The 12,525-nt window shown below is 55.5% G+C and carries 15 protein-coding genes; 3 read left to right on the forward strand and 12 right to left on the reverse strand.

The window, feature by feature from the left end:
* Position 1: 1 nt before the first annotated feature.
* The gene (gene msrA / locus ACP9M6_RS05325) at positions 2-604 is read left to right on the forward strand and encodes a peptide-methionine (S)-S-oxide reductase MsrA (RefSeq protein WP_427454167.1); all 603 of its coding nucleotides are present in this window, start codon (positions 2-4) and stop codon (positions 602-604) included.
* A gap of 830 nt (positions 605-1,434) precedes the next feature.
* Here the strand turns inward: msrA and ACP9M6_RS05330 are convergent.
* Positions 1,435-1,908: a cupin domain-containing protein gene (locus ACP9M6_RS05330; protein ID WP_427454169.1), complete on the reverse strand. Its 474-nt coding sequence runs from the start codon at positions 1,906-1,908 to the stop codon at positions 1,435-1,437.
* 45 nt (positions 1,909-1,953) lie between these two features.
* Between ACP9M6_RS05330 and ACP9M6_RS05335 the strand changes: the two genes are divergently transcribed.
* Positions 1,954-2,514: a hypothetical protein gene (locus ACP9M6_RS05335; protein WP_427454171.1), complete on the forward strand. Its 561-nt coding sequence runs from the start codon at positions 1,954-1,956 to the stop codon at positions 2,512-2,514.
* On the opposite strand, the gene truA is transcribed toward ACP9M6_RS05335, so the two are convergent.
* From truA to def, 4 genes are all read right to left on the reverse strand, one after another.
* Positions 2,511-3,248: a tRNA pseudouridine(38-40) synthase TruA gene (gene truA, locus ACP9M6_RS05340; RefSeq protein ID WP_427454173.1), complete on the reverse strand. Its 738-nt coding sequence runs from the start codon at positions 3,246-3,248 to the stop codon at positions 2,511-2,513. The two genes, ACP9M6_RS05335 and truA, sit on opposite strands and share 4 nt — an antisense overlap.
* Positions 3,249-3,261: 13 nt before the next feature.
* Positions 3,262-3,786: a hypothetical protein gene (locus tag ACP9M6_RS05345; RefSeq protein WP_427454175.1), complete on the reverse strand. Its 525-nt coding sequence runs from the start codon at positions 3,784-3,786 to the stop codon at positions 3,262-3,264.
* A gap of 12 nt (positions 3,787-3,798) precedes the next feature.
* Positions 3,799-4,716 (reverse strand): methionyl-tRNA formyltransferase, encoded by a 918-nt coding sequence (gene fmt / locus ACP9M6_RS05350; RefSeq protein ID WP_427454176.1) that lies wholly within the window; start codon positions 4,714-4,716, stop codon positions 3,799-3,801.
* 165 nt (positions 4,717-4,881) lie between these two features.
* A complete protein-coding gene (gene def, locus ACP9M6_RS05355; RefSeq protein WP_427454178.1) occupies positions 4,882-5,400 on the reverse strand; it encodes a peptide deformylase in 519 nt (172 codons plus the stop codon).
* 343 nt (positions 5,401-5,743) lie between these two features.
* Here def and ACP9M6_RS05360 point away from each other — a divergent pair, with 343 nt between their 5' ends.
* The gene (locus tag ACP9M6_RS05360) at positions 5,744-6,712 is read left to right on the forward strand and encodes a hypothetical protein (protein ID WP_427454179.1); all 969 of its coding nucleotides are present in this window, start codon (positions 5,744-5,746) and stop codon (positions 6,710-6,712) included.
* On the opposite strand, the gene ACP9M6_RS05365 is transcribed toward ACP9M6_RS05360, so the two are convergent.
* Genes ACP9M6_RS05365 through rpmH form a run of 7 tightly spaced genes read right to left on the reverse strand, consistent with a single transcriptional unit; the run spans position 6,709 to position 12,459 of the window.
* Positions 6,709-7,395 (reverse strand): pyrimidine 5'-nucleotidase, encoded by a 687-nt coding sequence (locus ACP9M6_RS05365; protein ID WP_427454181.1) that lies wholly within the window; start codon positions 7,393-7,395, stop codon positions 6,709-6,711. The two genes, ACP9M6_RS05360 and ACP9M6_RS05365, sit on opposite strands and share 4 nt — an antisense overlap.
* A 22-nt stretch (positions 7,396-7,417) precedes the next feature.
* A complete protein-coding gene (locus tag ACP9M6_RS05370; RefSeq protein WP_427454183.1) occupies positions 7,418-8,476 on the reverse strand; it encodes a DUF1036 domain-containing protein in 1,059 nt (352 codons plus the stop codon).
* A gap of 1 nt (position 8,477) precedes the next feature.
* On the reverse strand, positions 8,478-9,338 hold the full coding sequence (gene argB / locus ACP9M6_RS05375) for an acetylglutamate kinase (protein ID WP_427454185.1): 861 nt from the start codon (positions 9,336-9,338) through the stop codon (positions 8,478-8,480).
* Between the two features lie 14 nt (positions 9,339-9,352).
* A complete protein-coding gene (gene yihA, locus ACP9M6_RS05380; protein WP_427454187.1) occupies positions 9,353-10,045 on the reverse strand; it encodes a ribosome biogenesis GTP-binding protein YihA/YsxC in 693 nt (230 codons plus the stop codon).
* Positions 10,042-11,883, reverse strand: coding sequence for a membrane protein insertase YidC (yidC, locus tag ACP9M6_RS05385; protein WP_427454189.1), 1,842 nt, complete (start codon positions 11,881-11,883; stop codon positions 10,042-10,044). Before yidC ends, yihA begins: the two co-directional genes overlap by 4 nt.
* A 14-nt stretch (positions 11,884-11,897) precedes the next feature.
* The gene (rnpA, locus tag ACP9M6_RS05390) at positions 11,898-12,305 is read right to left on the reverse strand and encodes a ribonuclease P protein component (protein ID WP_427454191.1); all 408 of its coding nucleotides are present in this window, start codon (positions 12,303-12,305) and stop codon (positions 11,898-11,900) included.
* 19 nt (positions 12,306-12,324) lie between these two features.
* The gene (gene rpmH, locus ACP9M6_RS05395) at positions 12,325-12,459 is read right to left on the reverse strand and encodes a 50S ribosomal protein L34 (protein ID WP_427454194.1); all 135 of its coding nucleotides are present in this window, start codon (positions 12,457-12,459) and stop codon (positions 12,325-12,327) included.
* Positions 12,460-12,525 lie beyond the last annotated feature (66 nt).

Genomic DNA, 12,525 nt, shown 5'->3' on the forward strand with positions numbered 1-12,525 from the left:
AATGGTCACGATGAACACCCGCCTTTGCAAAAATTCCAAGCACTTCGTCAATGGTCGCGACATGTTCGCGGCTGTTCCGGACGGGATGGAAGAAGCCCAATTCGGCTTTGGTTGTTTCTGGGGCGCGGAACGCATCCTGTGGAAACTGGACGGCGTGCATGTGACAAGCGTCGGTTATTCCGGCGGTCACACGGCGGACCCGGATTACCGCGCTGTCTGCACGGGCCGGACGGGTCATGCGGAAATGTGCCATGTCGTCTTTGATCCCTCCGTGGTCAGTTACGAAGAATTGCTCAAAGCCTTTTTTGAACATCACGACCCCACGCAGGGCAATCGTCAGGGCAATGATGTCGGCCCGCAATATCGCAGTGCGATCTACACCTATTCCGACGCCCAGATGAGCGCGGCAAAAGACGCAGTCGCGCGTTACGGCGAGGCCTATGGTCGCCCGATCACAACGGAACTCCGCACCGTGCCGGATGTCTATTATGCGGCGGAAGACAGCCATCAGCAATATCTTGCCAAGAACCCGCAAGGCTATTGCATGCACGGTCCAACGGGTATTTTCTGCGCGTTGCCGGAGAAAGTTGCAGCTGCGGAGTAATTGGACACTGCGAGTGTTTAATTAAATAAGACTCCTATCTCTGTTTCTTTTTGTTATCCTCCGGCTCGACCGGGGGGATCCATTCGCATTCGAGTGGCGGATGCGATCTAAAACTTCGTCAGTTTACGATAGTCTATGCGAGTGGGTCGTCCGAACAAGTCGGACAATGACAAAACTAAACTTACAGTGATAATCTTTAGCCAAGCATAATCTGCGACTGCCCATCTGGGGGTCAGCGAGGCCTTCAATTATTAAGCGGGACGGCCCGCAGGGTCAGCACTCGCGACGGAGTACCGAAGATAATAACTCTGTTTTACGCGGGTGTGACCCTGCGGCGGTGGTTTATATCACGACGGCCCGTATTATGCCCCCGGAGTCAGTGCCTGACTGAACAGATCGTGTTGTAAATACGAAATATTCAGCCCGACCTGCCGGTCGGCTCTCGAACAGTGATAGGCCCGGCACAGGCTTGGGACTTAAATCCAAGCTGCTCAACCCCACCGTCCTCCAGACCGATCAGAAAGCGCTAATCTGTCCCGTGTCTGAAAGAACGAGAGTTAATATGACATAGCTTTTACAGGTGGGAATTATTCTCTTTATAATTGGGGACTGACGGCCCAGTCTTTGCGCCACTCTCCCATGTCATCCCGGCCTTGAGCCGGGACCTTTAGCTTTGCGCTCGGCGCAAAGTCCCATTAACACGCGATCTCCGCATTCATCTCATTCTACAAAGGCCCCGGCTCGGGGGCCGGGGTGACAGTTTGGTGGTAAAGCCGAAGGTGGGGATTAAGTTTGCCGCAATAGTGGATTGACGAAAAACAGCATCAATCTCACCCACCTTCATAAACCGCCCCACCTTTTCGCTGATAAACCCGTTTCGCCGTTCCGTTCGCGGGCAGGTCCAGGTCGATATCCGGATAGACCGCATGATCCGTTTCCGGATTGCGGCCACCGATGACGAGGAAGGTGACATCAGCCTCCGTCTCGTTCTTCATATGGTGTCCGATCCCGTCGCCCATCGGGTGAACGGTCACGTCACCGGGGGAGAGGGGTATGCCTTCGGCGCCTTCATAGAGGGTTGGCCGCCCGGAGATAATATAGACGACTTCGTCCTCTGCCGAATGATGATGCCGTTGCGAACTCCACGCATCGGGCGGCAGCGTGATGAGGTTCGCCCCGAATTGCGTCAGCCCGCCCGCATCAGACAGGCGCAGGCCTGATCTAATTTTGCAAGGGGCGTCAAAGGGCGCGGGATAATCACTGCCAATGCGTGGCTCAATTGTGTTCAAGTCCAGTTTCGGCATGTCGCCCTCCTTGATGTGGTTCCGTCCCTCCCTTAAACGGCGGGCATGAACCCGTTCAAGTCTCTCCTCGGCACCTTTGCCGTTCTCGGCACCTGGCCGGATTGGGAAAGTTATTTCGATCTCTCGCGTAAGGGATTGAAGGTCAGTTTTATCTGTCTGGCGGGTAGTCTGCTCCCGCTCTGGATGGTCGCGCAAGGTATCCAGATTGAACGGGCGAGGGTGCTGGACGCCGAAGTCGCCTCGCCGCAGCTCTTACCTTTCGTCATAACGGTCGGGCTCTGGCTCTTTTCTTTCCCCGCCATGGCCTATCTCATTGCGATGATTTTGGAGAAAATGGACCGCACGCGGCCTTGGATCATCACGCGGAACTGGGCGGTGTTCTGGTTGTCCGTTCTAACAGGCGCCTGTTTTGGATTGGTCGTTTTGGACATTCTGCCTTTTGCAGCGGCCAATGGCGTCGCATTTTCGGCCTATCTCGGTCTCTTGGCAATCGATATCCGCCTGACACAAAAGGTCGCCGGATTTAATTGGGGCACGGCCATTCTCATTGCCTGCGTGATCGTCGCGGTCGGTCTAACCTTCGTGCAATTGTCAATCAGCCGCTAATAGACGACCTCGACAAGGTAGAGCCCGTCCGGTGGGGAGACCGGCCCGCATTCTCTGCGGTCACGGGCCTCCAGTGCCAGTCGCATATCTTCCGCATCCCATTTCCCCAGCCCGACTTCGACGAGGCTGCCTGTAAAGCTGCGAACTTGTTTGTGCAGGAAGGATCGTGCGCGGAAATGCAGGTGGACTTCATGACCCGCGCGAATGACCCGCGCTTCGTCCAGTGTTTTGACGGGGCTTTTGGCTTGGCATTGTTGGTCGCGGAATGTCGTGAAATCATGTTGCCCGATGAGTTCCTGCGCCGCTTCTTCCATCGCGTCGACATCCAATTTGACCGGAACACGCCAGACACGCCCGCGATCCAGCGCAAGGCGGGGGCGGCGATCCACGATCCGGAAAAGATAGCGTCGCTCGATCGCATCGAACCGCGCGTGGAATTCGTCGTCGACCTCTTCTGCCGCCAGCACGGAGATTGGCGCTTTGCCCAAATGAAAGTTCAAAGCGTCGCGAACCTGATCCGCGCGCAGGGCCTTGTCGAAATCGACATGCGCAATCTGGGCGAGGGCGTGGACGCCGCTATCCGTTCGGCCGGAACCATAGACGGTGACGGGGCCGCCATTGATTTTGGCCCCCGCAGCTTCCAGTTCGCCCTGCACTGTGGGTGCATGGTCCTGCCGCTGCCAGCCCTGAAACGGCCCGCCATCATATTCGATTTTTAGTTTGAAACGGGCCATGGGGCAGTTGGGATTAGCCGATATTCAGGCGATCCATGGCTTCGGCGACTTCTTCGTGCATTTGCAACGCGCCCGTTTCTTCGTCGAGTTTTGCAAGCGCGGAGGTCCAAGTTTCCTTGTCCGTGCCATCAATTTCAAGGCCGAGATGTTCGGCCACTTCCTTACCTAATTTGGCATAATGCGTATTGGCAGAGGCCTGTGTTTTCCAGCCCGCGGCTTCGGCTAATTCCGCCGGAGTCATCTTGCGGTCTTCTGCGCGGCGATGGGCGACGAGCATCAGGCGACGGGCCTTGCTCATCTTTGTAATGCCCAGAATTTCGGTATAGCCCTCGACCGTCCCGATATGAGCTTGGCGACGGTCCGCTTTGCGTTCCTGCGTTTTTTCGTCAATCCAAGCCTTGGATTGTGTCAGGGCGTCTTCGAGCGAAATCGCCCGGAATTTCGTTTCCAGATTTTTGGACCCGTCAATAAATACCATCGCGGCGGTATCATTCGCGCGGATCAGGTGGCCTTCATAGACCTCTTCGTGAATTTTCATGTCATCTCTCTTTCAATCCAGTCGCGTTCCGACCGCGAGGGTCGTACCGCGTAAATAGTCATCCGCTGTCATGCGGGATTTCCCCGCAGGCTGTATGGAGGTCAGGCGAAGCGCCTGTTCTCCGCATCCAATCAAAAGACGGTCATCCAGCACTTCGCCGGGGTCACCCTGCGCGTCTTCGACCGTCGCGAAATGGACTTTCACTCGCTTGCCCGCGATGTCGCACCACGCGCCCGGGAAGGGCGCAAGACCGCGAATGTGGCACTCAAGGTCGCGCGCCGGGCGGCTCCAGTCAAGTCTCGCCTCGGATTTCTCTATTTTATGGGCATAAGTCGCCTCGCCGGATTGCGGTGTCGGAGTCAGCGCGCCCCGTTCAATGGCACCAAGTGCCCGCGGCCACATTTGGGAACCGAGTTGGGAAAGGCGCTGTGAAAGCGTCTCTGCCGTATCTGTTGGGCGGATATCTGTCGCTTCGGAGAGCAGGATGTCGCCCGTGTCCAAGCCCTTAGCCATTTGCATGATCTGCACACCCGTCTGCGCATCCCCCGCCATAATGGCACGTTGCACGGGTGCGGCCCCCCGCCAGCGCGGGAGGAGGGAGCCGTGAAGGTTCAAGCATCCATATTCCGGTGCATCCAAGGCCCGCTGTGGTAGGATTTGACCATAGGCCACAACGCAGGCGACATCGGCGTTTAGCTCTTCCAATTCGTCAATGACTTTCGATTTGCGAAAGCTCTCCGGCGTCGCGACCGGAAGACCCATGAGTTCGGCAAATTGATGAACGGTCGATTTGGTCAGTTGTTTCCCGCGTCCCGCCCGACGAGGCGGCTGCGTGTAGACGCGGATGATATTATGGCCGGAGGATATGATCTCGGCGAGGGACGGTACGGCAAAATCCGGCGTGCCCATGAAAACGATGTTGAGGGCCATATCAGAAAGGGAAAAATAATCCTGTATATCCGTAATCGGATATCATGCAGCCCCAAACGAAGAAATCATTGCTGCCCATCCAAGGGAAAATAGTATCGCTTAGAGCGTAACTTGACCCAACAATGAATTGAGAGAGGGCTAAGGACCATGTAGCAATTTTACGCATTATCCCGCCGCCCGTAATTTCTCAGCCTTCATGACCTTCTTCACGGCCCGTTCGCGCTTCAGACGCGAGAGGTAGTCGATAAAGACGACGCCTTTGAGGTGGTCCATCTCGTGTTGGATACACACGGCATAAAGGCCTTCTGCCCATTCCGTTACGCGTTCGCCATTATAATCCAGATAGGTCAGCTTAACGCGCTCGGGGCGGTCCACATCATCATAGACATCGGGAATGGAGAGGCAGCCTTCCTGATAGGGTTGGGTCTCCTCAACCGATTCCAGAATTTCCGGATTGACGAAATATTGTGGATTTGGATCTTCGCCTTCACGGGCAAGGTCCATCACAATGACATTGACGGGAACGCCGATTTGCACGGCGGCCAACCCGATACCGGGCGCGGCATACATCGTTTCCAACATATCATCCATCAGCGCACGGGTTTCGTCTGTGACGGCCTCTACAGGTTTGGAGACCTGCTTAAGAATAGGATTGGGAACAGTGAGAATGGGTCGAATGGTCATTGTGGGGAGATAGTAACCCCACGCCCATTAGTCAAATTCAGTGATTAAAAACGGGTCGCCCGAAACTGTCCATTTCCGTCTGGCAACGCTCGCACGTCCAGCCGCCAAAAAAGAACTGGCGCAGATTTTTTGGAAAACGAAACTTTGGCTGACGCGTGTTGCAACGCGGGCAGTTTACAGCGTTCAGATTTACGGCAATCGCGGATTTTGTGCGGTCTTTCATGATTTACAAATGGGGAGGGCGGAGCTTGTGGTCAATAGTCAAGGCGTCGCAGCGCCGTTCATTAAGATGACAAAACGGTGAGGCGACACACTTTTTAACGCGCCGCCGCGTAGCCAGACCATGAAACATTTACTCGCATTCTCAGCCTCGCTCCTTTTCGCGCCCCATGCGGTCGCCAGTGGGGGACAGGCACAGCCCGTGAAACTGGCGCCCGGTGCGATCAATCAACCGGGACAGATTACGCTCACCCCGGCTTTCACGCCCGATGGTTTGACGGCTTATTTCCCGCAAAGTGAATGCGCGCAGATTAGCCCCTGTCCACAGACCTTGCGCATCTCGCAAAAGATCGACGGCGTCTGGCAAGTTTCAGAAGCCTTCCCCCTCCCGCAAATGGGCCGCATTGACTGGCCGAGTATTACGCCGGATGGAAAATATCTCTTGATCTCATGGTCGGCGGACCGGGCGAAATATGCGGATTTAGACGTGGAAGAGGACTTTGATCTCTATCGTTTGGACCTCACCAAAGCAGACGCCGTGCCCGAACCTCTGGATATTATTTACGGAGAGGCCGGGGATATAAACCGTCCCCGTTCGGGCGCGATCAAACGGTTGCGTTATGTGCATAACGAGACATCGCCCCAAATGACGCTGGACGGTGACCTCTATTTTTGGACGGAACGGTTCGATGCTGTGGGAGAGCGGGACATATTTATCCTGCCTCAGGAAGATGACGGGAATTACGACATTGCAAAACCGCTGCCCGCGCCCATCAACTCGACGGGCCGTGATAACCATGCTTGGGTCTCGCCCGCAGGCGAGCTGATGTTCATCACTTATAATGAACGTGGCGGAGAGGGCAGAGCGGATATATTTGTCTCGCGCAAGATTGACGGGACTTGGACGGAGCCGGAAAATCTCGGCCCGCATCTCAACGGACCCGCATCCGATATTGCGGCAAAGATGACATCGGATAAATCCGATATTGTTTTTACCTCAACGCGTGAGGGCGGGCTATTGCAGGTCTATACCTTGCCGACAGAGGTTCTGATCTCAGCAGGTACGCTGACCGAGGCGGATCTGAGCCGCTAGGTGTTCTCGCCCAGCCATCCCGCCAGATCATCGGTGATATAGTCGACAAAATCGGCTTTCGAGTCCGCCCCCGCCGGACGGGCGGCTTCGGGTTCGTGGCTCCAATCCTCATTGGACGTGACGAGGATAGTCGCCATGCCCATATCTTTGGGGACTTTTAGATTGCGGAGGTTGTCTTCGAAAAAGGCGGATTTTGTCGAGTCGATGTCAAAGACCTTGAGGAACGTCTCATAGGGTGCCCGCTTGGGCTTGGGCACGTAATCCCCGTCCTCAATCCCGAAATGACCGTCAAAGAGGTCGAACAGGTTCAGATGCGTCGCAACATTGCGGGCATGACCCTTCGATCCATTGGTATAGATAAATTTCCGGCCGGGCAGGGCGGCGATATTTTCGCGCAAGGTCGGATTGGGCTTTAGAAATTTCAAATCGACATCATGAACGTAATCGAGGAAGGCTGCAGGATCCATACCGTGCACGGCCATCATACCGGACAGGGTCGTCCCGTATTCCGCCAGATATTCTTTCTGAAGATGTAGCGCGGCCTCAGACTCCAGCGAAAGATAGCGGGACACAAAACCGTTCATTTTTTTCACGATTTGGTCGAAAAATTCGACATCCGCCGGATAGAGCGTGTTGTCGAGATCGAAAATCCAATTTTCAATATGGTCGAGTTTTTTATTCATAGCGGGGGCATAGACGAATTGATTAGCGCCGCAACCCATCCCCGTCAGCAATCGTGAAGTCGGCATCCGTCACACGTAGAATTTGCCCATCCAGCTCGGTCGGAACTGGTCTGAAATCTGCAACGGCATATCCCTTATCCTGACAATTTTCACGACCCAAGGCCGAAAAGCGGGACTCGGCAATACAGAACTGCGCTGGCACAACCGTCTCAGACCGGAGGCGTTTATCGGGGGCCGCCGTTCCGTCCTCGTTCTCAGCTTCCTGCAGGGCAAAGACATGGGCCTGTGTGCCCGTCAGGGTTTTGTCATAGGGTTTGACGCATTGCCCGATCTCCACAGGCCACCAACCGCGCGATGTCCAATTGCCGTCTTCCTCAATAGCGATTGCGCCGAAAATACGAGCGGAGCTATCATTGCAAATATCAAGTCCAACATCCTCACGGGCTTTCTGCGCCACGGGGATGAGCGCGTCGATCAGGCTTTGTGTCGTCGCGTTTTTATCGAGACTTAAATCCGCTTTGGCCTCCGCGATTGTTCGTAAGGTTCGGCGCCCCGTTAATCCGTCCACGCGGGTGATGTTATAGCCGGCATCCTGTAAAATACGTTGTACGCCCGCGACCTCCGCATTTACGCCGTAATCAGACGCTTCGATAAAGGCGGTTGTGCGTTCTGTCGGTTTGACGGCGAAGTAATCGCGCGTTTCGAAATTGCTGAGCGCGCAATTATCCGTGGAATCGGAGATGAAGTCTTCCTCCGAGGCGCAGAGTTCAACACTCCCCTTCCATTCGCGAATACCGCCACGATGGACAGGTAAGCTCTCTGCATAGAGAAAGCGCGGGCTGGAGACGGGTGTTTCCACGGCGACGCAGGCTCCGGGTTGAACGGTCGTCCAGCCGACTGTTTGCATCCGGTCTGACCGGATAAAGGCCGAGGCAAATCGCAGGACGAAGCTCGTCTCGTTGCAAACATCCCAATCCGCCGTTTGCCCCGTCAGCGGCGCGGGTATTGGGGCCTCGGCTTCTTGCGCAAAGGCAGGGCCTGCACAGAGCCAAAACAGAAAGATGAAACCAAACGCGCGCATATTAGTGAATCAACGTCCCGGCACCGACATCGGTGAAGAGTTCGACGAGGAGACCATGGGCCCGCCGTCCATCTAATATAACAACGGCTTCCACACCCGTTTCAACGGCATCAATGGCGGTGGTCAGTTTCGGGATCATCCCACCAATGGCTGTACCGTCCGCAATCAGGGACTTGGCATCTGCAACGGAGAGGTCGGTGAGCAGGTTTTTATCTTTGTCCATGACGCCTTCTATATCCGTCAGCAGCATCAGGCGGCTGGCCCCGAGGGCGCTGGCAATGACACCTGCGGCGGTGTCGGCATTGATGTTGTAACCGTCGCCATTCGCGTCCGCACTGATGGGGGATATGACGGGGATAAAGCCTGCATCCTGATGGGCGAGCGTTTGGATAACACTCACGTCAATATTGACGGGTTCGCCCGTAAAGCCGAGATCCGCATTGACGGGTTTAGCTGTGATGAGACGCGCATCGCGGCCTGAAATCCCGACGGCTTTCCCGCCCGCGACATTGATCGCGCTGACGATGGATTTGTTGATGGCCCCGGACAGCACCATTTCCGCGACGCCGACTGTTTCCATGTCAGAGACGCGAAGGCCGTCTTTAAACTCGGTCTTGATTTGAAGCCGTTCCAGCATGGATCCGATTTGCGGTCCGCCGCCATGCACCACGACCGGACGCAGTCCCGTCTGGCGCAGCATGACAATGTCTCTGGCAAAGGCTGCGGTCAGATCCGCATCACCCATGGCATGGCCGCCAAATTTAACAACAACCCAGCGTCCCGCATGGCGTTGGATGAAAGGCAGGGCTTCGGAGAGCACTTGCGCGCTGGTCCATCCGGATTCATTTTTTCGGCGTTGCATAAGACGCGTTATAATCAGTTTGCGGGAAGCGCCAAGGTCGCAATTTCAGCGCGGAGCATGTCGAGCCCCGTTTTCTTCTCGGACGAGGTCACCATGAGGATGGGATGGGCCGCTGGGCGCTTGGCGATAATGCGCGATGTCTTGCGCATGGTTTTGTCCAGATCGACGGATTTTTTCTTGTCGACTTTTGTCAGGACGACCTGATAGGTGACCGCCGTTTCGTCGAGCATGGACATAAGCTCGAGGTCAGAGTCCTTCACGCCATGGCGACTGTCGACCAGCAGGAAGACGCGCCGTAATCCCGCGCGCCCGCGCAGGAAAGCCCGCGTGAGTTGGGTCCAGTTCTTAATGTCTGATTTCGACGCTTTCGCATATCCATAGCCCGGCAGGTCGACGAGGTTCAGGCGGTCATGGACGTTGAAATAGTTCAATTCCCGCGTCCGGCCCGGCGTGTTGGAAGCGCGCGCGAGACCTTTGCGGTTGGTCAATGCATTGATGAGGGAGGACTTCCCGACATTGGACCGTCCGGCAAAACAAATCTCCGGCCGGTTCGCAGGTGGGAGTGACTCAAGATTGACGACCGATAACATGAAGTCGACATCCCGCGCGAAAAGCAAACGGCCTTCCTCGATCTGCGCTTTTGTAAAGTCCGGCGCGGAGGCCAAAGGTGCAGAACTGGGGGCGGGCGTGTTTTCGCGCTCGCTCATTCCTTATCGGCTTTCTTTTTCTTGTTCTTTTTCACCTTATTGGGCTCAACCTCAATCGCTTCGCCTGCCACGATCGGGTCGGGTTTGCCCGTAATCTTGCGGAAGAAGGCATCCACGGGTGTGTCCACGCCATTCTTGCGGGTGATGTAATATTGCTGGCCGAAGGACAGGATATTGTTCCAGATCCAGTAGATCAGGAGGCCAGCCGGGAAACCCGCGAGGATGAACATAAACATCCAGGGCAAAAATTTGAAGATCTTCGCCTGCATCGCCGCTTGCTCGGACGCGCCCATGCCTGGTGCGGGTTGGAGCGTGTACATCAAGCTCATGGAGGCACCGTAGAGGATGGCGAGCGGACCAATGGCGAGGAACTCAATACCAATTGGATTCATGCCCCAAGGCAGCAGACCGAAACCGTTCAGGATGGAAAGCGGGTCCCGCGCGGAGAGATCCTGAATATAGCCGAGGAACCCTTCATGGCGAAGGTCAATATTGATGAATACGGCCTTGTAGAGCGCGAAGAACACGAAGATCGTTGGAATGATCGGGAGGCAGCCCGCCGCCGGATTAACGCCCTCTTTTTTGTAAAGGGCCATCATTTCCTTCTGCAACTTCATCCGGTCATCTTTGTACCGCGTTTGAAGCTTTTTCATCATCGGCTGGACCTTTTTCATCTTGGCCTGTGACGCATATTGCTTGTTATAAAGTGGGAACATCAGGATTTTGATGAGTAGTGTGAGCGCGAGAATGCCGTAGCCGTAATTGCCGAGTTTCTCACCCAGCCAGGACAGAACGCGACTGATCGGTTTGACCAGAACGCGCATCAGGCCCCAACCAATCGCATTGGTGAAGTCCATGATTCCCGCATCCTCATAGGATTTCAGCAGGCCGTAATCTTTCGGTCCCGCAAACATGTGACCCGTGGAAGTGACGCTCGCACCGGGTGTGAGGGTCAGAGCGGAAGTCGTATAAGACGCCTCATAGATTTCCTGATCATTGAGAAGTTTAAAGCCCGTCTCGGATGTGACCAATTTACCTTGCGGGGCGATGGCGGATTGCAACCAATATTTATCGGTCAGGCCGACCCAGCCGCCTTCGCCCGTATCCGTGCGGCCACCTTTTTTCTTGACCTTCTTATATTTCTGCTCGTGATATTTGCCATCAATGACGGAGATTGGACCTTCTTGGATAATGAAGAAATTCGTCAGGTCATCAGACAATCCATATTGGCGGGCGACGCCTTTACGTTCCAGATTGAAATTGGCAGAGCCTTTATTGGTCAGCGTATCCGTTAGGGTGATGAGGTAATTGTCATCGACGCTCATCACGCGGTCAATTTCGACGGGCCCGACGGATTTGCGCAGGGTCACGGGAGATGTCGGTGTTAGGGTTTCGCCTGCGATCAAATTCCAGGCCGTCTGCGTGCCGGAGCCACCATCCACGGCGGTCCAGTTATCGGCGATATAGGCGCCGCGCTCTGACCCTTCCGGGTTTAGCAAATTGACGAGCCCGTCTTCCGGGTCGAGCGTCTCATTATAACGCTTAAGCGAGAGATCATCCAGGCGTGAGCCTGTTGTCAAGAATGACCCCGTAATCCCGGGCGAGTCGATCTTGATGCGCACGGCATCGCCGGAGGAGATAATCTCCTCGCGGGATTTCGGCTCGGTGATGACCATCGTGCTGGTTTCACCGACGGATTCCGCATTGAGGCGCTCCATTTCGGCTTGCGCGTCCAGACGGGCGGCCTGTTGTGTCGGGCCTTCGATGAAGGTGAAATAGAGCAGCACGACAATGGCTGACAATATCATTGCCCAGATCAGGTTCTTCTGCTCGTTCATTGTGAGGCCGTCTCTTACTTTTTTGTGTCTCGTGCCGCGTTTTCCGCGCGGCGCGAGAGGGTTATGAGGGCTTTGCGCGCGTCGTCAAGGAGGTCATCCCAAATCCGCACAGTCGTCCCATCTCTCCCCATATGGGAGCTTCGGGCGATAAAAACATAATCATATCCACAAATCCCTAATTCGGGGAGCAGCGCGCGGGCGACTTCGCGAAGCCGTCTCTTGGCGCGGTTGCGGCTGACGGCATTGCCAATCTTCTTTGTGGCAGTAAATCCGACGTGAATACCGTCTGTTCGGGTGGGGTGTTGGCGCATCTGGATGACGACGCCGCCTTTGGCGGAATAAAACCCTTCCCGCACATGTAAAAACTCGGAACGCTTCTTCAGCATTCCGAGTTTGGTGTTAGGCGTCGTCACGGCGGTCATAACCGCGCGATAACTGAATTTATGCGGAAAGGCGCTTACGGCCTTTGGCACGACGACGGGCCAAGACAGCACGGCCGTTTTTCGTGGCCATACGGGCACGGAAACCGTGGCGACGGGCGCGGACAAGGTTGGACGGCTGGAACGTACGTTTCATCGGTTTTCTCTTTTATCTTCGGTCAGACGGAATCGAAAGATGCCGCTGGGTATCTCAAGCGGCGGC

The organism is Litorimonas sp. WD9-15 (assembly GCF_050271975.1).
In the GTDB taxonomy this organism is placed as follows: Bacteria; Pseudomonadota; Alphaproteobacteria; order Caulobacterales; family Maricaulaceae; genus Litorimonas.